Raw genomic sequence first — 20,860 nt, forward strand, 5'->3', positions numbered from 1 at the left:
TGGAACCTTAGAGTTGAGCCGCTGGGCCACCAATCGGGGTTTCCGGGCGATCGCCTTGTACCGCAGTGGTACCGGAAGAACTACCCGAGCCACCTTCCCAATCACGCGGCTCACGAGGCTCTCGGCCCGCCATGATGTCGTCGATCTGCTCGGCATCGATCGTCTCGTACTTCATCAAGGCATCCGCCATTGCATCGAGCTTGTCGCGGTTTTCAGTCAGGATCTGCCTGGCGGTGCCATAGCACTGGTCGATGATGCTGCGCACTTCGGAATCGATCAGCTTGGCGGTCTCACCGGAAACGCTGGTGTGTTGCGAGCCCACACTGCGCCCCAGGAACACTTCGCCTTCTTCCTCGGCGTACATCAGCGGCCCCAGCTTCTCGGACAAGCCCCACTTGGTCACCATGTTACGGGCGATCTGGCTGGCTCGCATGATGTCGTTGGACGCGCCGGTAGTCACACCGTCGAAGCCAAGCGTCATCTCTTCGGCAATACGGCCGCCATACAACGAGCAGATCTGGCTGATCAGCGCGCGCTTGGAGAGGCTGTAGCGATCTTCCTCTGGCAGGAACATGGTCACACCCAGTGCACGGCCGCGCGGGATGATCGAGACCTTGTAGACCGGATCGTGCTCAGGCACTACCCGGCCAACGATGGCATGGCCTGCTTCGTGATAAGCAGTGTTCTGCTTCTCTTTCTCGGACATCACCATGGATTTGCGCTCTGCGCCCATCATGATCTTGTCCTTGGCCAGTTCGAATTCCTTCATCTCGACCAGACGCTTGCCACCGCGAGCGGCGAACAATGATGCTTCGTTGACCAGGTTGGCAAGGTCAGCACCGGAGAAGCCTGGAGTACCGCGAGCAATGACACCCGGGTTGACATCTTCACCCATCGGCACTTTACGCATGTGGACTTTCAGAATCTGTTCACGACCACGGATGTCCGGCAAGCCAACCACTACCTGACGGTCAAAGCGACCTGGACGCAGAAGCGCTGGGTCAAGCACGTCAGGACGGTTAGTGGCAGCGATGACGATGATGCCATCGTTCATTTCAAAGCCGTCCATCTCAACCAGCAATTGGTTGAGGGTTTGCTCACGTTCATCATGACCGCCGCCCATGCCGGCACCACGATGGCGACCCACGGCATCGATTTCGTCGATGAAGATGATGCAAGGAGCATGTTTCTTGGCTTGTTCGAACATGTCACGAACACGGCTGGCGCCCACACCGACAAACATTTCGACGAAGTCGGAGCCGGAGATGGTGAAGAAAGGAACCTTGGCTTCACCCGCAATGGCCTTGGCCAGCAGGGTCTTACCCGTACCTGGCGGTCCAACCATCAGCACGCCGCGCGGAATACGACCGCCCAGGCGTTGGAACTTGCCTGGATCGCGCAGGAATTCGACCAGCTCACCGACTTCTTCCTTGGCTTCGTCGCAGCCAGCAACGTCAGCCAGGGTCGTCTTGACCTGATCTTCTGACAACAGGCGCGCCTTGCTCTTGCCAAAGCTCATTGGGCCGCCCTTGCCGCCACCGCCACCTTGCATCTGGCGCATGAAGAACATGAACACGGCAATGATGACGAGAATCGGGAAGCTGGCAACCAGCAACTGGGTCCAGATGCTCTGCTGCTCAGGCTGCTTGCCTTCTACAACGACATGATTGTCGACCAGGTCGCCAATCAGGCCATTGTCCTGAATGGCAGGACGAATGGTTTTGAAGTTATCGCCATCAGTACGCTTACCGGTGATGACATAACCGTCGACCGCAACGCGCTCGACCTTGCCATCCTTGACTTGCTGAATGAAGTCGGAATAGTTGAGGGTCTGCGGCTCGTTCGGACTGGAGAAGTTGTTCATCACCGTCACCAGGACCGCCGCGATGATCAACCACAGGATCAAATTCTTTGCCATATCGTTCAATTCGCTACCCTCTGAAGCCGGCTGACGGCGCAGCCGTGCCTCGCATGATATTCACCGGCGTAACTTACTACATTACCTACACATCTGCAGGTGCCGTCTGTAACCCTTTGTGAACCTAGACTACACGATGTTCATCCAGGTCAGACAGCACCGCCGATTGGAAAAAACTATCGAAAACCCAGGTAACTACCAGCCTACCGCTTTACTCGCCTCGATATCCCCGCGCCAGCAAGTACTGTTCGCGAGAGCGATCCCGGGAAGAATCGGGCTTGATCATCTGGACCTTGTCGAATTTCTTACGAGCGTCTTTCAGATAAACATCAAACCCTTCGCCCTGGAACATCTTGATCAGAAAATCACCACCAGGCTTAAGCACCCGAGCGGCCAGATCAAGCGCCAACTCACACAGGAACATCGCCTTGGGTATATCCACCTCGGGCGTACCACTCATATTGGGGGCCATATCGGAAATCACAAGGTCTACGTGCGAATTACCGACAGCCTCCAGAATTTTTGCCAACACCTCATCTTGGGTAAAGTCCCCCTGGATAAAGGTGACATCCGCAATACTGTCCATTTCCAGGATGTCAGAAGCAATCAGGCGGCCCTGGCCACCGATCAGACGACTGGTTACCTGTGACCAACCACCCGGCGCAGCACCGAGGTCAATAACGCTCATCCCCGGACGAATGATTTTGTATTTTTCCTGTATTTCCAACAGCTTATAGCTCGCTCGCGAGCGATATCCGTCCTTTTGCGCCTTTTTGACGTAAGGGTCGTTGAAATGTTCTTTCAGCCAGCCAAGGCTTGTCTTGGAACGCGCCACTGGGCACCTCGTTAATAAGGGTCGTGATTAGTTGGGCGGATCCAAGGGCCCTCGGGTAAAATGGCCGCCGTTTTTACAAGATCAGACAAAGGGTCAGATTATGCCGCTCACTCAAGAGCAGAAGAAACAGTACAAATCCATTGGCCACCACCTGAAACCGGTTCTGATTGTGGCGGATAACGGATTGACTGAAGGTGTTTTAGCCGAATATGAACGGGCCCTGGGCGACCACGAGCTGATCAAGATCAAGCTCAACATCCTGGATCGCGAGGCTCGCCTTGCAACCATCGCCGAGCTGTGCAAGTCGGGCAAGGCAGATCTGGTGCAGGTCATCGGCAAAATGGCGCTGATCTACCGCAAGAACCCGAAGGTCAACAAGCAGCTGTCGAACGTCCATCGCTTCAACTGATGTTCGTCCCGTTCAGTGGCGCGCCTGGCGCGCCCTGCCCGGTGCGGGTTGCAGTACCAACAGCAGGCCAGTGAGGCCTAGCACCAAATAGCAGAAAAGCTGCCAACGCAGCTGATCTGGCGAGCCCAGGCGCAATGCCATGTAGCTCGCACACATCAACAACCCCAACAGCAGCAACTGCCCTCGCATGTCTCGCCATAGGCTTGTGATGCCGTAGGTTTGTACCAGTACCAGCGCCTGGACAGCTGCACAAAATGCCGCAAAACCCACCAGCAAAGACGCGATCAGGCTCCCGATATCCTCGACCAGAAGCGGCGCAAGGCCCACTTTGCCCAAGGCCGGCAAGAGCCCGAAATGGAACATCCACAGGCCGCCAACCCAGAACACCTGGGTCAGCTGCCAGATAGCCGAACCTGCGGCAAATCCGCGGTGACGACTAAAGGTGTTTGACTTCGACAATCTCGTACTCAATCAAACCGCCGGGTGTCTTGACCGTCACCACATCACCCTCTGCCTTCGCGATCAATGCGCGAGCAATGGGCGAACCTACCGACAATTTGCCGGCCTTGATGTCAGCTTCATCCTCGCCAACGATCTGGTAGGTCACTGTTTCATCCGTTTCGACGTTGGCGATGTCAACGGTCGTCCCGAAAATCACTTTGCCGCTGTGGGGAATCGTTGTGACATCGATCACCACCGCGTTCTGCAAACGACCTTCGATGTCACGGATACGCGCCTCGACCATACCCTGCTGTTCGCGAGCAGCGTGATATTCGGCGTTTTCCTTCAAGTCACCCAACTCCCGTGCCGTACCGATATCCTGGCTCAGCTTGGGACGGACAACCTTGGTCAGATGGGCGTGCTCTTCTTCCAGAGCGCGAGCGCCCTGGACGGTCATTGGGTATTTATTCATGCCTTCAGTCCTGCATGCAGATCCTGCAAGCGACGCACGGTCTTCTCAGGACCGAACTTCAGCGCTTCGCAGATAGCTTCACCGGCCGCAATGGTCGTGGTGCAGTAAATCTTGTGCTGCAGCGCATTGCGACGAATAGAGTAGGAGTCAGCGATCGACTGGCGACCTTCAGTGGTGTTGATGATCAACGACACTTCGTCGTTCTTGATCATGTCGACCACATGCGGACGGCCTTCGGTCACTTTGTTCACGCGGCGTACTTTCAAGCCAGCGGCCTCGATAACCTTGGCAGTACCGGCAGTCGCCACCACTTCGAAACCAAGGCTGATCAGGTCACGCGCTACGCCGGCAACCTGCGGCTTGTCATCATCGCGAACGCTGATGAAGGCAGTACCACCGGTTGGCAGGACTTCGCTGGCGCCCATCTGGGCTTTCGCGAAAGCTTCACCGAACGTATTGCCGACACCCATCACTTCACCGGTCGACTTCATTTCTGGGCCGAGGATTGGGTCGACGCCAGGGAATTTGGCGAATGGGAACACCGCCTCTTTCACGCTGTAGAAGTTCGGGATGATTTCTTGGGTAAAGCCGATCTCTTTCAGCGACTTACCGGCCATGACACGCGCAGCGATCATTGCCAGCGAAGTGCCGATGCACTTGGACACGAACGGTACGGTACGCGAAGCACGTGGATTGACTTCGATCACGTAGATCTTGTCGCCTTGCAGCGCCAGCTGAACGTTCATCAAGCCGACAACGCCCAACTCCAGCGCCATCTTCTTGACCTGCTCGCGAACTTCATCCTGCACGTGGGCAGGCAGCGAGTAAGGAGGCAGCGAGCATGCGGAGTCACCGGAGTGAACGCCCGCCTGTTCGATGTGCTGCATGATCGCACCGATCACCACATCCTGGCCGTCGCAGACCGCATCCACGTCCATCTCGATGGCGCAGTTGAGGAAGTGATCGAGCAGCACTGGGCTGTCATTGGACACTTGAACAGCTTCACGCAGGTAGCGCTTGAGTTCGTCCAGTTCGTAGACGATCTCCATGGCGCGCCCACCCAGTACGTAGGAAGGACGCACTACCAGCGGGTAACCGATCTTACCGGCAGCCTTGATGGCTTCGTCTTCGCTACGAACAGTGGCGTTTGGCGGCTGCAGCAGGTTCAGGCGCTGAACCATCTGCTGGAAGCGCTCACGGTCTTCGGCACGGTCGATAGAGTCAGGGCTGGTGCCGATGATCGGTACGCCGGCTTCTTCCAGGGCTCGCGCCAGTTTCAGCGGGGTCTGGCCGCCGTAGTGAACAATCACGCCTTTTGGCTTCTCGACACGCACCACTTCCAGAACGTCTTCCAGCGTCAGCGGCTCGAAGTACAGACGGTCGGAGGTGTCGTAGTCAGTGGAGACGGTTTCCGGGTTGCAGTTGACCATGATGGTCTCGTAACCGTCTTCGCGCAGGGCCAGTGCCGCGTGTACGCAGCAGTAGTCGAACTCGATACCTTGGCCGATACGGTTCGGACCACCACCCAGAATCATGATCTTGTCACGGTTCGATGGGTTGGCTTCGCACTCTTCCTCATAGGTCGAGTACAGGTAGGCAGTATCAGTGGCAAATTCGGCAGCGCAGGTGTCAACGCGCTTGAAGACCGGAAACACTTCCAGCTTGTGGCGATGACGACGCAGATTCTTGTCGGTGATACCCAACAGCTTGGCCAGACGCTGGTCGGAGAAACCCTTGCGCTTGAGGCGCAGCATCAGAGCCTTATCGATCGAAGACAGGGCGAGGGTCTTGACCTTCTCCTCATCCTTGATCAGGTCTTCCATCTGCACCAGGAACCAGCGGTCGATCATGGTCAGGTCGAAGATTTCATCGACGGTCATGCCCGCACGCATGGCGTCAGCGACGTACCAGATACGCTCGGCACCCGGCACGGTCAGTTCGCGCTTGAGAATGCTGGCCGCTTCTGGGCTCGCCAGGTCAACTTTCTCGTCCAGGCCGCAAACACCGACTTCCAGGCCGCGCAGTGCTTTTTGCAGAGACTCCTGGAAGGTACGGCCGATGGCCATGACTTCACCCACGGATTTCATCTGGGTGGTCAGGCGGGCATCGGCTTTCGGGAATTTTTCGAAGGCGAAACGTGGCAGCTTGGTCACGACGTAATCGATCGACGGCTCGAAGGACGCTGGCGTACGACCGCCAGTGATGTCGTTCTGCAACTCGTCGAGGGTGTAGCCGACGGCCAGCTTGGCAGCGATCTTGGCGATCGGGAAACCGGTCGCTTTCGAGGCCAGCGCCGAAGAACGCGATACACGCGGGTTCATCTCGATCACGACCATGCGGCCGGTGTCCGGGCAGATACCGAACTGAACGTTGGAACCACCGGTTTCAACGCCGATTTCACGCAGCACCGCCAACGAGGCGTTGCGCATGATCTGGTATTCCTTGTCGGTCAAGGTCTGGGCCGGTGCAACAGTGATCGAGTCACCGGTGTGCACACCCATTGGATCGAAGTTTTCGATCGAGCACACGATGATGCAGTTGTCCTTTTTGTCGCGGACCACTTCCATCTCGTACTCTTTCCAACCGATCAGCGATTCGTCGATCAGCAGTTCCTTGGTTGGCGACAGGTCCAGACCACGGGCGCAGATTTCTTCGAATTCTTCACGGTTGTACGCGATACCGCCGCCAGTGCCGCCCATGGTGAACGACGGACGGATGATGCATGGGAAGCCGAGCTTCTCGAGGACGGCGCTAGCCTCCTCCATGCTGTGGGCGATACCCGAACGCGGGCAATCCAGGCCAATAGCCTTCATGGCCTTGTCGAAACGCGAGCGATCTTCGGCCTTGTCGATGGTGTCGGCGTTAGCACCGATCATTTCTACACCGAACTTCTCCAGAACGCCTTCACGCTCCAGGTCCAGGGCGCAGTTCAGGGCAGTCTGGCCACCCATGGTTGGCAGCAATGCATCCGGGCGCTCTGCTTCGATGATCTTGGCAACGGTCTGCCACTTGATCGGCTCGATGTAGGTGGCGTCAGCCATGTCCGGGTCGGTCATGATGGTCGCCGGGTTGGAGTTCACCAGGATGACGCGGTAACCCTCTTCGCGCAGGGCCTTGCAGGCCTGGGCGCCGGAGTAGTCGAATTCACAGGCCTGGCCGATAACGATCGGGCCAGCGCCGAGAATCAGGATGCTTTTTATGTCTGTACGTTTTGGCATGGGTTGTCACTCAAATCCGCAGGTCAGTCGGAGCCCCTGAAAGGGGACCCGCCTTGAACATTCTCTGGCGGCACCTGGACTCGCTTGGGGTTGAACCCGCGGTCCAGGGCCTCGCTACTTAATCGAGACGAGCCGTCAGCGGCGCTTGGCCATGGCATCGATGAAACGGTCGAACAGCGGCGCCACATCGGTTGGGCCCGGGCTAGCTTCAGGGTGGCCCTGGAAGCTGAACGCGCTCTTGTCGGTGAGTTCCAGCCCCTGCAGGGTACCGTCGAACAGCGACTTGTGAATGGCGCGAACGTTGCCTGGCAGCGACGTCTCGTCAACCGCAAACCCGTGGTTCTGGCTGGTGATCATGACCACACCGGTATCCAGGTCCTGGACCGGGTGGTTGGCACCGTGGTGGCCATGGCCCATTTTCATGGTCTTGGCGCCGGCGGCCAGGGCCAGCAGCTGGTGCCCCAGGCAGATACCGAAAACAGGGATCTCGGTTTCCAGGATGTCCTTGATCGCCTGGATGGCGTAGTCGCAAGGCTCCGGGTCACCAGGGCCGTTGGACAGGAACACGCCGTCCGGGTTGAGTGCGAGCACTTCGTGGGCTGGCGTCTGGGCAGGTACGACGGTCAGGCGGCAACCGCGTGCGACCAGCATGCGCAGGATGTTCAGCTTCACGCCGTAGTCATAAGCGACCACGTGGAAAGGCAGCTCGGAGGCTTCAAGCGTCGGATGGCTATCAGTCTTGAGGTTCCAGACGCTGGAGCGCCACTCGTAGGAAGACTTGGTGCTGACGACTTTCGCCAGATCCATCCCCTTGAGGCCTGGAAAGCCTTGAGCAGCAGCGATGGCCGCTTCTTCACTGATGTTGTCACCGGCCATGATGCAACCGTTCTGCGCGCCCTTCTCACGCAGGATGCGGGTCAGGCGACGGGTATCGATGCCAGCGATGGCAACGACATTGTTGGCCTTCAGGTAGTCGGACAGGGACTGGGTGTTACGCCAGTTGCTCGCGACCAGCGGAAGATCTCGGATAACCAGGCCAGCTGACCAGACGCGATCAGACTCAGCGTCTTCAGGCGTGGTGCCGGTGTTACCGATATGAGGGTAAGTCAGGGTAACGATTTGCTGGGCATAGGAAGGATCGGTCAGAATTTCCTGATAGCCGGTCATTGCGGTGTTAAACACCACCTCACCAACGGTTTGACCGTCGGCTCCAATGGCTTCACCGCGAAAAATGCTGCCATCAGCAAGGGCGAGTATGGCTGGCTTAGTCAAGAAGACCTCCCGTAAAAAATGCCTGAAGGGGCGATCGCAGGTTGCAAAAAAGCGGAATGACGTATAGACACGTCACCCCGCTTCTTTATCGAATTATCTGCGCGCTTTTAGTGGACACACTAAAGCTGTAGCTTACAGAAAAAGGCTTTTTTGGTCTACCGCTAATAAGCCTAATAGGCAGGAGAATGCGACAGAACGTCGCCGTACTACAGAAATGAACAAGCGGTCGCGATTCTACACGACCGCTCGCTGGGGATCACACACTCAATGCAGTTCCAATACGTCCTGCATGTCGTACAGGCCTGGCTCGCGCCCATCCAGCCACAGCGCCGCTCGCACAGCCCCCTTGGCGAAGGTCATGCGGCTTGAGGCCTTGTGAGTGATCTCGACGCGCTCGCCTTCTGCGGCAAACAACACGGTGTGATCACCCACCACATCGCCTGCACGCACAGTGGCAAAGCCGATGGTCTGCCGATCACGCGCCCCGGTCTGGCCTTCACGGCCATACACGGCCACTTCCTGCAGGTTGCGACCTAACGCCTGAGCAACCACTTCGCCCATGCGCACTGCCGTACCGGACGGCGCATCAACCTTATGGCGATGATGTGCTTCGATGATTTCGATATCGACTTCATCACCCAGCACGCGAGCAGCCGTGTCGAGCAACTTGAGGCAAAGGTTCACGCCGACACTGAAGTTGGCCGCGAAGACGATCGGGATTTCTTTACCCGCTTCTGCCAGCAACTGCTTCTCTTCGACACTGAAACCGGTGGTCCCGATAACCATGGCCTTGCCCGCCTTGCGGCAGAACGCCAGGTTTTTCAGCGTGACCGTCGGGTGAGTGAAGTCGATCAGCACATCGAACTCATCAGCCACCTTGGCCAAATCACCGGAAAGCGGGACACCAATGCGCCCCAGCGCCGCCAACTCACCCGCATCAGCACCCACCAGCGTGCTATCAGGACGATCCACCGCCGCCGTCAGCCCCGCACCCGGCGCTTGCTGAATCGCTTCGATCAGCGTTTTGCCCATGCGCCCTGCAGCGCCCATCACAGCAATACGTCGCATACTCTAAATCCCTCTTACAAGTCGCCGAAGAAGCGCTTCACACCTTCAAACCATCCGTTGGCCTTGGGCGAATGCGAGCTGTCACCCTCCAGGGAATCGCGCAGCTCTTCAAGCAATTCGCGCTGCCGACGGCTCAGGTTGACGGGGGTTTCCACCGCCACACGGCACATCAGGTCACCAGCACCACCACCGCGAACCGGGGCAACACCCTTGCCGCGCAGACGGAACTGCTTGCCGGTCTGGGTACCCTCAGGAATCTTCAGCTTGACCCGACCATCCAGCGTCGGCACTTCAAGCTCACCACCCAAGGCGGCATCGGTATAGCTGATCGGCACTTCGCAATACAGGTGCTTGCCGTCGCGCTGGAAAATAGCGTGCTCACGGACATTGATCACCACATACAGATCGCCGGTCGGACCGCCCATCGCGCCCGCCTCACCCTCACCGGAAAGCCGGATACGGTCGCCGGTATCAACACCCGCCGGGACTTTGACCGACAGCGTCTTGTATTCCTCGACACGGCCTTCGCCATGGCAGGAATCGCAAGGGTCCGAGATGACCTTGCCCTGGCCATGGCAGCGCGGGCAGGTTTGCTGCACGGCAAAAAAGCCCTGCTGCATACGCACCTGGCCAATACCGCCGCAGGTTGGGCACGTCGAAGGGGCAGAGCCTTTCTTGGCGCCCGAACCGTCGCAGGGCGAGCAGTTGACCAGCGTTGGCACGCGAATGCTGACAGTGGTGCCGCGCACCGCTTCTTCCAGATTCAGCTCCAGGGTGTAGCGCAGGTCACTGCCGCGCTGAGCGCCGCCACGGGAACCGCCACGACCACCACCGAAGAAGTCACTGAAGACGTCGCCAAAAATATCGGAGAAATTGGCACCGCCAAAACCTGCGCCGCCGCCGCCCATGCTTGGGTCGACGCCGGCATGCCCGTACTGGTCGTACGATGAACGCTTGCTGGCATCAGACAGCACTTCGTAGGCCTCGTTGGCCTCCTTGAACATCTCTTCCGACGCTTTATCGTCAGGATTGCGGTCTGGGTGATGCTTCATCGCCAGGCGGCGATAGGCCTTTTTCAGGTCGGCTTCGCTCGAGCCGCGCTCGACTCCCAGTACCTCGTAGTAATCACGCTTTGCCATAAGTCTTTGCACTCTCAGGGACGTTCGGCAAATCTCCGCGCTTATCAGCGCCGTGCCGCCAGCATTAGAACCTTGCCAAATGCTGCAAAAATTCGTGTATTCCAGACACGCCAACGCGGGAGCAAGCCCCCGCGCGGCGACATCCTACCAGTCACCCGCAGAATGCGGGTGACTGACCGACCACAAGCGATACTTACTTGTTTTCTTTTACTTCTTCGAACTCGGCATCGACCACGTCGTCGTGCTTGCCAGCTTCTCCAGCGGCTGGCTTTTCGCCTGCCTGAGGCTGCTCGGCCTGTTCGGCGTACATTTTCTGAGCCACTGGCGCGGAAACTTTCGACAGCTCCTCGACCTTGGCGTCGATGGCGGCCTTGTCGTCGCCTTTGACAGCGGCTTCCAGAGCGACCACAGCAGCTTCGATGGCGGTTTTCTCTTCGGCGGTCACTTTGTCACCGGCGTCGGCAACCATCTTGCGAGTCGAGTGAACCAGCGCATCACCCTGGTTACGGGCAGCCGCCAGCTCTTCGAACTTGCGATCTTCCTCGGCGTTGACTTCAGCATCACGAACCATCTGCTGAATTTCTTCCTCGGACAGGCCGGAGTTGGCCTTGATCACGATGGACTGAGTCTTGCCGGTCGCCTTGTCTTTGGCGCCTACGTGCAGGATGCCGTTGGCGTCGATGTCGAAGGTCACTTCGATCTGTGGCACACCGCGTGGAGCAGGCGGGATGTCGGCCAGGTCGAACTTGCCCAGGGACTTGTTCTGCGCTGCTTGCTTACGCTCGCCCTGCAGCACGTGAATGGTCACGGCGCCCTGGTTGTCGTCGGCAGTCGAGAACACTTGCGATTTCTTGGTAGGAATCGTGGTGTTTTTCTCGATCAGCGCGGTCATCACGCCACCCATGGTTTCGATACCCAGGGTCAGCGGGCTGACGTCGAGCAGCAGGACGTCTTTCACGTCACCGGCCAGTACCGCGCCTTGAATCGCAGCACCCATGGCAACGGCTTCGTCCGGGTTGACGTCTTTACGTGCTTCTTTACCGAAGAAGTCAGTGACCAGCTTCTGCACCAGCGGCATACGGGTCTGACCGCCGACCAGGATCACGTCATTGATCGCGCCAACGTCGATACCGGCGTCTTTCAGCGCGATACGGCAAGGCTCGATGGTGCGCTGAACCAGGTCTTCTACCAGCGATTCCAGCTTGGCGCGCGAGATCTTCACGTTCAGGTGCTTAGGACCGGTAGCGTCTGCAGTGATGTACGGCAGGTTGACGTCGGTCTGCTGGCTCGAGGACAGCTCGATCTTGGCTTTTTCAGCAGCTTCCTTCAGGCGCTGCATAGCCAGCGGGTCACCCTTGAGGTTCATGCCGCTTTCTTTCTTGAATTCCTCGACGAGGTAGTCGATCAGGCGGATATCAAAGTCTTCACCACCCAGGAAGGTGTCGCCGTTGGTGGCCAACACTTCGAACTGGTGCTCGCCGTCGACTTCAGCGATCTCGATCACCGACACGTCGAAAGTACCGCCACCCAGGTCATAAACGATCACGGTGTGATCGCCCTTGGCCTTGTCCATACCGTAGGCCAGGGCCGCGGCGGTAGGTTCGTTGATGATACGTTTTACGTCCAGGCCAGCGATACGGCCGGCGTCTTTGGTCGCCTGGCGCTGGCTGTCGTTGAAGTACGCAGGCACGGTGATGACCGCTTCAGTCACTGCTTCGCCGAGGTAGTCTTCGGCGGTTTTCTTCATCTTTTTCAGGATTTCGGCCGAGATTTGCGGCGGAGCCATTTTCTGGCCGTTCACTTCCACCCAGGCGTCATTGTTATCGGCCTTGACGATCTTGTAAGGGACCATCTGGATGTCTTTCTGAACGACTTCTTCATCAAAACGACGGCCGATCAGACGCTTTACTGCGTACAGGGTGTTGTGCGGGTTGGTGACCGCCTGACGCTTGGCGGACTGGCCTACCAGGATCTCGCCATCGTTGGCGTAAGCGATGATCGATGGCGTGGTGCGCGCACCCTCGGCGTTCTCGATGACTTTGACGTTACCGTTTTCCAGAATGGAGACGCAGGAGTTGGTGGTCCCCAGGTCGATACCGATAATCTTGCCCATATTAACTCTCCCGAAACTTGAATTAGGTTGCCGCAGCAGTGGTGGCTAACTGCGGTAGCACTTTTACGCTTGACATCTAAATGGGGGCCGCTTGGCCGATTTCAAGCCTGTTCGTCGATCGACGGCGAAACCGGCGCTGGCGCCTTGCTGACCACGACCATGGCCGGGCGCAGCAAACGTCCATTGAGCTGATAACCCTTCTGAAACACCTTCAAGACGCTGTTAGGCTCAACATCAGCGCTTTCCTGCATGGCCATGGCCTGGTGCTGCTCGGCATTGAACGGCTCGCCATGCGGGTCCAGGGCTTCAAGGTTGTAACGCTTGAGGGTGTCATGGAACATTTTCAGGGTCAGTTCGATGCCTTCGCGCATGGGACGGATGCTTTCGTCATCCGGGCTGGACAGTTCCAGGCCACGCTCCAGGCCGTCGATGACCGGCAACAGGTCACCGGCAAATTTTTCCAGCGCAAACTTGTGCGCCTTTTCTACGTCCTGCTCGGCACGGCGGCGGACGTTCTGCAGATCGGCAGCGACCCGCAGCGATTGATCCTGGGCGGCGGCCAGTTGCTCTTCAAGCACTTGCACGCGCGCGCTCAGGTCTGCACCGCCGGCGGATTCGGCGGCCTGGTTAGCGTCTGGATTCTGTTCGTCCAGAATCTGTTCGTCAGCCATAGTGTTCTCCTTTGAATATCGTCAGCGAGCTCGACTCGCACGTCTGCCCCGGTATATGGGGCCGCAATTTCAAGCTTCAAGGGGTCAGATGACACAAGTACAGGTTTGCTCATGCCTCATTGCGATAAAAAATCCCCAGCTGCTGAGCGAATCGAGCTAAGCGACACCATTGTCAAGGCGAAACAAAACACTGTATAAATAACCAGACTTTACATCTGGGAGCCGCCCGCATGCTGGTGCACCTGTCCGTACATAACTACGCCATCGTCGAACACCTTGACCTGGAACTCGCTCGTGGCATGAGCGTCATTACCGGGGAAACCGGCGCCGGTAAATCGATCATGCTCGATGCGCTCGGCCTGACACTCGGTGACCGCGCCGACAATGGCGTCGTTCGGCCAGGCGCCGACAAGGCGGACATTCTGGCAACCTTCGACCTGGGCGACATCCCAGAAGCACGGGCATGGCTGGCAGAACGCGACCTGGAAAGCGACGGCCCGTGCATACTGCGCCGCGTCATTACCGCAGAGGGTCGCTCGCGGGGCTATATCAACGGCTCTCCCTGCCCGCTCGGCGACCTCAAGGCACTGGGCGAACTGCTGATTGATATCCACAGCCAGCACGAACACCAATCACTGCTCAAAACCGACACCCATCGCCGCTTGCTGGATGAATTCGCCGGCGCCACCGACCTGGCCCGCCAGGTTCAAATGGCCGCCCAACGCTGGAAGCAGACCCGCCAGGAGCTCGACCGCCTGGCCAACTCCGGCGAAGAGCAACGCGCTCGCCACCAATTATTGAGTTATCAGCTCGAAGAGCTCGACAACCTGGGGCTGGGCGAGAACGAACTGGAACAGCTGGAGCTGGAACACAAGAACCTGACCAATGCCGAAGCCCTGTTCGGCATATGCCGCCAGGTCATCGATCATTGCAGTGAAAATGATTCCGGCAATGTGCTCAGTGCCCTGACCGTCAGCCTTAATCGATTAACAGCCGTCAACAATTCACCCTCGGCACTCGATGAAGCGGCAAACCTGATTGCCAGCGCACAAATCCAGGTGGAAGAAGCCGTCGGCGAACTGAACCGCTTCCTGGATAACTTCGATGCCGACCCCGCTCGACTCCAGCAGCTCGAAGAGCGCCTGGACACTATCTATACACTCGCCCGCAAACATCGCATTCACCCCACGCAAGTCGCAGGTCTTCAGCAAAAACTGCTGGATGAGCTGGAAACGCTCAACGCCAATGACGAGTCGATCGAGCGCCTGGGTGATGAGTTGTCCGCCTACGCCCGCCACTATCAAGACAAGGCTCGCGAACTGAGCGACCTGCGTCGCCAAGCGGCAGACCCATTGGCAAAGGCCGTAGAACTGGAAATCCAGCGCTTGGGCATGCCCGGTGGGCGCTTCTGTATCGAGCTGCACCCAAACAGCGGCAATGAGCTACTGCCTCACGGGCTGGAACAGGTGGAACTGCTGGTCAGCGCCAACCCAGGCCAACCCCTCAAAGGCCTGGCAAAGGTCGCCTCGGGGGGCGAATTGTCACGCATCAGCCTGGCCATCCAAGTCATCACCGCACAGACATCGCGCATCCCAACCCTGGTATTCGACGAGGTTGATGTCGGCATTGGCGGCCCAACCGCAGAAATAGTCGGCCAATTGCTACGCCGCCTGGGGGATCGTGGCCAGGTGCTGACGGTCACCCACCTTCCGCAGGTTGCCGCACAAGGACATCACCACTTGTTTGTGCATAAAGTTCGCGCCACCGATGCCACCCGCACCGCCGTCGCCAAACTGAGCAAGCAAGAGCGCGTGGAAGAAGTAGCGCGCATGCTGGGCGGTATCGACCTGACCAAGGAATCCCTTGCCCACGCGAAAAAAATGGTCATCACCGCTAAAATCTGACGCCAGCAACCGCCATAACGCATAAAGGCGACCCTTGGGTCGCCTTTATGCGTTATGCGCCAGAGTAGCGCTTACTTTTTCTTGCGCACGTACAACACGAGGTTGTGATCCACCATCTCAAAGCCATGCTCGGCAACGATCTCTTTCTGGCGCTTTTCGATCTCAACGTCGAAAAATTCGATCACTTCGCCGGAGTCCACATTGACCATATGATCGTGGTGACCGCCATCTGCCAGTTCAAAAACTGCATGACCGCCGTCGAAGTTGTGGCGCACCACCAAACCTGCAGCTTCGAATTGAGTCAGAACACGGTAAACCGTAGCCAGACCGACATCTTCACCCGCTTCCATCAATGCCTTGTAGACATCCTCGGCACTCATGTGACGCTGCTCGGTAGAGTCGAGCATCTGTAGAATTTTAACTCGAGGCAAGGTCACCTTGAGGCCGACTTTTCGTAATTCGCTATTTTCAACCATGGTCAGCTTTCTCGCCGATGCTGCTTCGCAGCTTCTCTTAATACGGGTATGATCGGGGTTTACGTTGTCCAGCCAAGATAGTGGAAGTCGCCCACCGATGCAAAACACCAAGCTCTTGCTAACCAGCCTCACCTTCGTGGGTCTGCTCGCACTCGCCGGTTGTTCCTTCCCCGGGGTTTACAAAATCGACATCCAGCAGGGCAATGTCGTCACGCAGGACATGATAGACCAATTACGCCCGGGAATGACCCGCCGGCAAGTGCGGTTTATCATGGGCAACCCGCTGTTGTCCGATACGTTCCATCCTAATCGCTGGGATTACCTGTACAGCCTGCAGCCTGGTGGCGGCCCACGCCAGCAGGAACGCATGAGCATCTTCTTTAATGATAGCGACCAATTGGCCGGCCTGTCGGGCGATTTCATGCCGGGCGTCAGTAAAGACCAAGCCATCCTGGGCGCAGAAGGCGACACTCACGTTGCCCCTCCTGTCGAAAGCAAGCCAGAACCGACCAAACCCGAGACGCCGCCCAAGCCTGGCTCACTGCTAGAGCAGATCCAGCGCGACGTCGACAAGGTCGAAGTAGTTCCTGTCCCGAGCCAGCAGCCGCTGGAAACGCAGTAACTCACGACCCCATAAAAAACCCGGCATGCCCGGGTTTTTTATTGTTCAGGATTTATCACCCCGCGCCTGCGCAGCCTTGGCTGCTCGTAATCGCCGCACCTCTTTTGGATCAGCCAGCAGAGGCCGATACAACTCGATTCGATCCCCCTGCTCTACCAAGCGAGTTTGAGCATCTGCGATCACCTTGCCAAACACGCCGACCTCACAAGCCTCCATGTCCCATTCAGGAAACTGCTCGGCAATCCCGCTCAGTCGAACCGCCTCACGGATAGATGTACCGGAAGGCACGGCAACCTGAAGCAACAATTGCCGCGCGGGCGTTGCGAACACCACCTCGATATTGATCAACGACTCAGCCATGCAGTTGCTTTGCCCGCTGACAGAACGCATCGACCAACGTATTGGCAGCCTGATTGAACAACGGCCCCAGCGTCGCTCGCACCAAGGGCCCAGCGTAGTCAAATGATAAGTCCAGGCTGATCTTGCAAGCCTTCTCGCCCAGCGACTTGAAAATCCACAGGCCATGGAGTTGATTGAAAGGCCCCTCCTCCAGATTCATCTCGATCGACTGGCCAGGCACAAGGGTGTTGCGCGTCACGAACTGCTGGCTGACACCTCCCTTGGCGACCTTGAGACTGGCACGCATGTTTTCCTCGCTGGCCTCAAGGACGGTCGCCGTCGCGCACCAGGGGAGAAACTCCGGGTAGCGCGCGACATCATTGACCAGGTCGTACAACGCCTTGGCGGGATAGGGCAGCAGGGCCGAACGTTGAATATGCGTTGTCATGCAGGCGTCATTTCCAAAGCTGGGCGGCAAACGTGACATGAATGCCGATGGGCGCCGATGGCGCATCGAAAAAGTGGGCGCATTGTCCGGTATTCATTCAACACGCTCAAGCATGCTGCAACACCGTAGCCGACAGAGCATCGACTGCCTATAATGCGGCCCCTATGGCCAAACAAAAGAAACACCCTACAGGGACCATCGCGCAAAATAAAAAAGCGCGACACGATTACTTCATCGAACACAAATTCGAGGCCGGTCTGGTCCTGGCCGGTTGGGAAGTAAAAAGTCTGCGTGCTGGCAAGGCGCATTTGATCGACAGCTACGTGGTGCTCAAGGATGGTGAGGCTTGGCTGATGGGCAGCCATATCACGCCACTGACAGCCGCCAGCACGCATGTCATCGCCGACCCGACACGCACCCGTAAACTGCTGCTCAACCACCGCGAGCTGGACCGACTCCATGCCGCTGTACAGCAAAAAGGCTACACCTGTGTCGCCTTGTCGATTTACTGGAGCCAGCACTTGATCAAGTGCGAAATTGCTCTGGGCAAAGGCAAGAAGGAATACGACAAGCGCCATACCGAGCGCGAGCGTGATTCCGATCGCGAATTGCAGCGTGCCGTGCGCAGTAAAGGCAAGGACGAGTAACACTCGCAGGTTTGTGCCGCTGCAGCCTCCCCGGCTGCAGCTTGCACGCCTGTTCCTATAACCCTTTGCGTCGCTCGGCCCGAGCCACTCGCTGCGCCTGCTGGCGCACCTCTTCCAGTACCTCCTGCACATACAGGATGTGCCGGCTCGATACTGCCCGCGCCTCCTCTGCACGCCCTTCGATAATCGCCAGGTATAACTCACGATGCTGGGCAATCAGCATGTCGCGGGTTTCCGCACGCTGCTTATACATGCCGCCGATGTTGGTCACGACATTGCGCTTGAGCAGGTCGAACAAGCCACGAATCGTGTGCAGCAGCACCGCATTGTGGCTCGCTTCGGCAATGGCCAGATGAAAGCTGGCATCGGCCTCCCCTTCTGCGGCTCGACCGGCTTCGTCGGCGCGCGAGTAACAATCTTGCAGCGCATTGAACGCGACCGTAAGACGCTCTCTATCCAGCTCCGTGGCGCGCTTTGCAGCGTAATACGCGCAAGAGGCCTCCAAAGTATGACGAAACTCGAGCAAGTCCCGCTGCGCCTCAGGGTTGTTCTCCAACAGCACCAGCAACGGATCGCTGAACGTGGAGCCCAATGACTCGACCACATAATTCCCACCACCCTGGCGGCTGACCAGTATTCCCTTGGCCACCAATTTCTGAATCGCCTCACGCAGGGACGGTCGCGAGACACCGAATTGCTCGGACAACGCGCGCTCAGCCGGTAAGCGTTCGCCGGCCTTCAGTGTTCCTTCAAGAATCATCCCCTCAAGCCGTTCGACGATATCGTCGGACAAACGGCGCTGGCGGACCTGATCGAAAACCATCACTCACTCTCCACATGCCCCGCGGCAATGGGGGCCCCCTATTCTCGCCTATTGCGCCCGCGCCGACACTCATCAGATTTGGCTTTTGCCTACAACTCAGGCGGACGAGCACTACGACCTGCGACGAAAGTTGTAGTGCTTGAAATTGACACAAACCCCACAAGGCTTTTAACCTAGCGCCACGGCATTGTAAATTGGTATTACCAATTATCCAATGCCGGCCTATCCAACAACAATTAGGGGCCACCCCATATGCAAGCCTGGCAACAACTCTATAGTCCGCTTGGTAGTCTTGGCCTGTCCGCCCTGGCGGCAGTCATCCCCATCGTGTTCTTCTTCCTGGCCCTGGCGGTGTTTCGCCTCAAAGGCCATGTCGCAGGAAGCATCACCTTGGCACTGTCGATCCTGGTGGCGATTTTTGCCTTCGGGATGCCCGCCGACATGGCCTTGGCCGCAGCTGGCTACGGATTTGCCTATGGTCTCTGGCCCATCGCCTGGATCATTGTCGCGGCGGTGTTTCTCTACAAATTGACGGTCAAGAGTGGTCAGTTCGAAGTGATCCGAAGCTCCGTACTGTCCATTACCGACGATCAACGCCTACAGGTGTTACTGATCGGCTTTTGCTTTGGTGCCTTCCTGGAAGGTGCTGCCGGTTTCGGTGCCCCTGTGGCGATTACTGCCGCGCTCCTGGTGGGCCTGGGCTTCAATCCACTGTACGCAGCCGGCCTGTGTCTGATTGCCAACACCGCTCCGGTGGCGTTCGGCGCGCTGGGCATCCCGATTATCGTGGCAGGCCAAGTGACCGGTATCGACGCCTTCAAGATCGGCGCAATGACCGGCCGCCAACTGCCTTTGCTGTCGATGTTCGTACCGTTCTGGCTGGTGTTCATGATGGACGGCCTGCGCGGCGTCAAGGAAACCTGGCCTGCCGCGCTGATAGCCGGTTTTAGTTTTGCCGTGACCCAGTACTTCACCTCCAACTTCATCGGCCCAGAACTGCCAGACATCACGTCGGCGCTGGCCAGCCTCATTTGCCTGACGCTGTTCCTGAAGGTCTGGCAACCCAAGCGCAACGTTGAAATGGTTGGCGCCAGCGTCGGCGCAGCAGCCGTGAAAAGTACCGGCGGTTTCGGCGCGCAACGCACCACCCAGGCTTCGCCCTACAGCCTGGGTGAGATTTTCAAAGCCTGGTCCCCGTTCCTGATTCTGACCGTGCTGGTGACCATTTGGACCTTGAAACCCTTCAAGGCCCTGTTTGCCTCGGGCGGCGCGATGTACAGCTGGGTGTTCAACTTCGCCATCCCGCACCTGGATCAGCTGGTGATCAAGACCGCTCCCATCGTTGTATCGCCAACGGCCATCCCGGCGGTATTCAAGCTGGACCCGATCTCCGCCACCGGCACCGCCATTTTCTTTTCCGCAGTCATCTCGATGCTGGTGCTGAAGATCAACTTCAAAACTGGTCTGACCACTTTTAAAGAAACGTTCTATGAGCTGCGCTGGCCGATTCTGTCGATTGGCATGGTGTTGGCGTTCGCGTTTGTCACCAACTACTCGGGCATGTCCTCGACCATGGCCCTGGTGCTCGCAGGAACGGGGGCGGCCTTCCCGTTCTTCTCGCCGTTTCTCGGCTGGCTGGGCGTATTTCTCACTGGCTCCGATACCTCCTCCAACGCACTGTTCAGCTCGCTACAGGCCACCACCGCCCACCAGATCGGCGTCAACGACACCTTGCTGGTGGCGGCCAATACCAGCGGTGGCGTGACCGGCAAGATGATCTCGCCACAATCCATTGCCGTGGCCTGCGCGGCAACCGGCCTGGTCGGCAAAGAGTCGGATCTGTTCCGCTTCACCCTCAAGCACAGCCTGTTCTTTGCAACTATCGTCGGTTTGATCACCTTGATTCAGGCCTATTGGCTGACCGGCATGCTGGTGCACTGATCAATTTGAACACCCCGTAAACCTTGCGGCCGACCCTCGGCCGCCCGTTGATCCACGCCCCGGCCTGCAAGGCTGCTGAAAGCTTCACCGACTATCTTCAGCAG

At 57.9% G+C, this 20,860-nt stretch carries 19 protein-coding genes; 5 read left to right on the forward strand and 14 right to left on the reverse strand.

Annotated features, from left to right (window positions below; all coding sequences use genetic code 11):
* Positions 1-7 precede the first annotated feature (7 nt).
* Positions 8-1,918, reverse strand: coding sequence for an ATP-dependent zinc metalloprotease FtsH (gene ftsH, locus AC3IX4_RS24985; protein ID WP_489258004.1), 1,911 nt, complete (start codon positions 1,916-1,918; stop codon positions 8-10).
* A 211-nt stretch (positions 1,919-2,129) separates the two neighbouring features.
* Positions 2,130-2,753: a 23S rRNA (uridine(2552)-2'-O)-methyltransferase RlmE gene (rlmE, locus tag AC3IX4_RS24990; protein ID WP_489258005.1), complete on the reverse strand. Its 624-nt coding sequence runs from the start codon at positions 2,751-2,753 to the stop codon at positions 2,130-2,132.
* A 100-nt stretch (positions 2,754-2,853) separates the two neighbouring features.
* Here rlmE and AC3IX4_RS24995 point away from each other — a divergent pair, with 100 nt between their 5' ends.
* Positions 2,854-3,162, forward strand: coding sequence for a YhbY family RNA-binding protein (locus tag AC3IX4_RS24995; protein WP_489258006.1), 309 nt, complete (start codon positions 2,854-2,856; stop codon positions 3,160-3,162).
* A 12-nt stretch (positions 3,163-3,174) separates the two neighbouring features.
* Here AC3IX4_RS24995 and AC3IX4_RS25000 read toward each other — a convergent pair whose 3' ends face one another.
* From AC3IX4_RS25000 to grpE, 8 genes are all read right to left on the reverse strand, one after another.
* Positions 3,175-3,621: an MFS transporter gene (locus AC3IX4_RS25000; RefSeq protein ID WP_489258007.1), complete on the reverse strand. Its 447-nt coding sequence runs from the start codon at positions 3,619-3,621 to the stop codon at positions 3,175-3,177.
* Positions 3,599-4,075 (reverse strand): transcription elongation factor GreA, encoded by a 477-nt coding sequence (greA, locus tag AC3IX4_RS25005; RefSeq protein WP_489258008.1) that lies wholly within the window; start codon positions 4,073-4,075, stop codon positions 3,599-3,601. Before greA ends, AC3IX4_RS25000 begins: the two co-directional genes overlap by 23 nt.
* Positions 4,072-7,293 carry a carbamoyl-phosphate synthase large subunit gene (gene carB / locus AC3IX4_RS25010; protein WP_489258009.1) on the reverse strand — a complete coding sequence of 1,074 codons (3,222 nt, stop codon included), beginning with the start codon at positions 7,291-7,293 and terminating at the stop codon, positions 4,072-4,074. The genes greA and carB overlap by 4 nt, the downstream gene beginning before the upstream one ends.
* A 135-nt stretch (positions 7,294-7,428) precedes the next feature.
* Complete coding sequence (gene carA / locus AC3IX4_RS25015) at positions 7,429-8,565, reverse strand: glutamine-hydrolyzing carbamoyl-phosphate synthase small subunit (protein WP_489258010.1); 1,137 nt, start codon at positions 8,563-8,565, stop codon at positions 7,429-7,431.
* Positions 8,566-8,829: 264 nt separating this feature from the next.
* The gene (gene dapB / locus AC3IX4_RS25020; RefSeq protein ID WP_489258011.1) at positions 8,830-9,633 is read right to left on the reverse strand and encodes a 4-hydroxy-tetrahydrodipicolinate reductase; all 804 of its coding nucleotides are present in this window, start codon (positions 9,631-9,633) and stop codon (positions 8,830-8,832) included.
* A gap of 14 nt (positions 9,634-9,647) precedes the next feature.
* Entirely contained in the window at positions 9,648-10,772 is a 1,125-nt protein-coding gene (gene dnaJ / locus AC3IX4_RS25025) for a molecular chaperone DnaJ (protein WP_489258012.1), read from the reverse strand.
* 193 nt (positions 10,773-10,965) lie between these two features.
* The gene (dnaK, locus tag AC3IX4_RS25030; RefSeq protein WP_489258013.1) at positions 10,966-12,885 is read right to left on the reverse strand and encodes a molecular chaperone DnaK; all 1,920 of its coding nucleotides are present in this window, start codon (positions 12,883-12,885) and stop codon (positions 10,966-10,968) included.
* Positions 12,886-12,986: 101 nt separating this feature from the next.
* Positions 12,987-13,556, reverse strand: coding sequence for a nucleotide exchange factor GrpE (gene grpE, locus AC3IX4_RS25035; protein WP_489258014.1), 570 nt, complete (start codon positions 13,554-13,556; stop codon positions 12,987-12,989).
* A gap of 230 nt (positions 13,557-13,786) precedes the next feature.
* Between grpE and recN the strand changes: the two genes are divergently transcribed.
* Positions 13,787-15,460, forward strand: a complete 1,674-nt coding sequence (gene recN / locus AC3IX4_RS25040) for a DNA repair protein RecN (RefSeq protein WP_489258015.1) — start codon at positions 13,787-13,789, stop codon at positions 15,458-15,460.
* Positions 15,461-15,531: 71 nt separating this feature from the next.
* Here the strand turns inward: recN and fur are convergent, their stop codons facing one another.
* Positions 15,532-15,936 carry a ferric iron uptake transcriptional regulator gene (gene fur, locus AC3IX4_RS25045; protein ID WP_489258016.1) on the reverse strand — a complete coding sequence of 135 codons (405 nt, stop codon included), beginning with the start codon at positions 15,934-15,936 and terminating at the stop codon, positions 15,532-15,534.
* A 97-nt stretch (positions 15,937-16,033) separates the two neighbouring features.
* Between fur and AC3IX4_RS25050 the strand changes: the two genes are divergently transcribed.
* On the forward strand, positions 16,034-16,558 hold the full coding sequence (locus tag AC3IX4_RS25050; protein WP_489258017.1) for an outer membrane protein assembly factor BamE: 525 nt from the start codon (positions 16,034-16,036) through the stop codon (positions 16,556-16,558).
* Positions 16,559-16,603: 45 nt separating this feature from the next.
* Here the strand turns inward: AC3IX4_RS25050 and AC3IX4_RS25055 are convergent, their stop codons facing one another.
* Positions 16,604-16,918, reverse strand: coding sequence for an RnfH family protein (locus AC3IX4_RS25055; RefSeq protein ID WP_489258018.1), 315 nt, complete (start codon positions 16,916-16,918; stop codon positions 16,604-16,606).
* Entirely contained in the window at positions 16,911-17,345 is a 435-nt protein-coding gene (locus AC3IX4_RS25060; protein ID WP_489258019.1) for a type II toxin-antitoxin system RatA family toxin, read from the reverse strand. The genes AC3IX4_RS25055 and AC3IX4_RS25060 overlap by 8 nt, the downstream gene beginning before the upstream one ends.
* Positions 17,346-17,509: 164 nt before the next feature.
* Between AC3IX4_RS25060 and smpB the strand changes: the two genes are divergently transcribed.
* A complete protein-coding gene (gene smpB / locus AC3IX4_RS25065; protein WP_489261361.1) occupies positions 17,510-17,992 on the forward strand; it encodes an SsrA-binding protein SmpB in 483 nt (160 codons plus the stop codon).
* A gap of 55 nt (positions 17,993-18,047) precedes the next feature.
* On the opposite strand, the gene AC3IX4_RS25070 is transcribed toward smpB, so the two are convergent.
* Positions 18,048-18,815, reverse strand: a complete 768-nt coding sequence (locus AC3IX4_RS25070) for a GntR family transcriptional regulator (protein ID WP_489258020.1) — start codon at positions 18,813-18,815, stop codon at positions 18,048-18,050.
* A gap of 252 nt (positions 18,816-19,067) precedes the next feature.
* On the opposite strand from AC3IX4_RS25070, the gene AC3IX4_RS25075 reads away from it, so the two are divergent.
* Positions 19,068-20,756 (forward strand): lactate permease LctP family transporter, encoded by a 1,689-nt coding sequence (locus tag AC3IX4_RS25075; RefSeq protein ID WP_489258021.1) that lies wholly within the window; start codon positions 19,068-19,070, stop codon positions 20,754-20,756.
* The last annotated feature ends 104 nt before the right edge of the window (positions 20,757-20,860 follow it).

This window comes from Pseudomonas sp. KH_021, from assembly GCF_057838865.1.

Bases quoted from the DNA above. Each gene is read 5' to 3' on its own strand.
- ftsH (WP_489258004.1), bottom strand. From the start codon at position 1,918: ATGGCAAAGAATTTGATCCTGTGGTTGATCATCGCGGCGGTCCTGGTG.
- greA (WP_489258008.1), bottom strand. From the start codon at position 4,075: ATGAATAAATACCCAATGACCGTCCAGGGCGCTCGCGCTCTGGAAGAA.
- dnaJ (WP_489258012.1), bottom strand. From the start codon at position 10,772: ATGGCAAAGCGTGATTACTACGAGGTACTGGGAGTCGAGCGCGGCTCG.
- grpE (WP_489258014.1), bottom strand. From the start codon at position 13,556: ATGGCTGACGAACAGATTCTGGACGAACAGAATCCAGACGCTAACCAG.
- dapB (WP_489258011.1), bottom strand. From the start codon at position 9,633: ATGCGACGTATTGCTGTGATGGGCGCTGCAGGGCGCATGGGCAAAACG.
- fur (WP_489258016.1), bottom strand. From the start codon at position 15,936: ATGGTTGAAAATAGCGAATTACGAAAAGTCGGCCTCAAGGTGACCTTG.
- AC3IX4_RS25070 (WP_489258020.1), bottom strand. From the start codon at position 18,815: ATGGTTTTCGATCAGGTCCGCCAGCGCCGTTTGTCCGACGATATCGTC.
- recN (WP_489258015.1), top strand. From the start codon at position 13,787: ATGCTGGTGCACCTGTCCGTACATAACTACGCCATCGTCGAACACCTT.
- AC3IX4_RS24995 (WP_489258006.1), top strand. From the start codon at position 2,854: ATGCCGCTCACTCAAGAGCAGAAGAAACAGTACAAATCCATTGGCCAC.
- AC3IX4_RS25060 (WP_489258019.1), bottom strand. From the start codon at position 17,345: ATGACAACGCATATTCAACGTTCGGCCCTGCTGCCCTATCCCGCCAAG.
- AC3IX4_RS25050 (WP_489258017.1), top strand. From the start codon at position 16,034: ATGCAAAACACCAAGCTCTTGCTAACCAGCCTCACCTTCGTGGGTCTG.
- carB (WP_489258009.1), bottom strand. From the start codon at position 7,293: ATGCCAAAACGTACAGACATAAAAAGCATCCTGATTCTCGGCGCTGGC.
- smpB (WP_489261361.1), top strand. From the start codon at position 17,510: ATGGCCAAACAAAAGAAACACCCTACAGGGACCATCGCGCAAAATAAA.
- AC3IX4_RS25075 (WP_489258021.1), top strand. From the start codon at position 19,068: ATGCAAGCCTGGCAACAACTCTATAGTCCGCTTGGTAGTCTTGGCCTG.
- dnaK (WP_489258013.1), bottom strand. From the start codon at position 12,885: ATGGGCAAGATTATCGGTATCGACCTGGGGACCACCAACTCCTGCGTC.
- AC3IX4_RS25055 (WP_489258018.1), bottom strand. From the start codon at position 16,918: ATGGCTGAGTCGTTGATCAATATCGAGGTGGTGTTCGCAACGCCCGCG.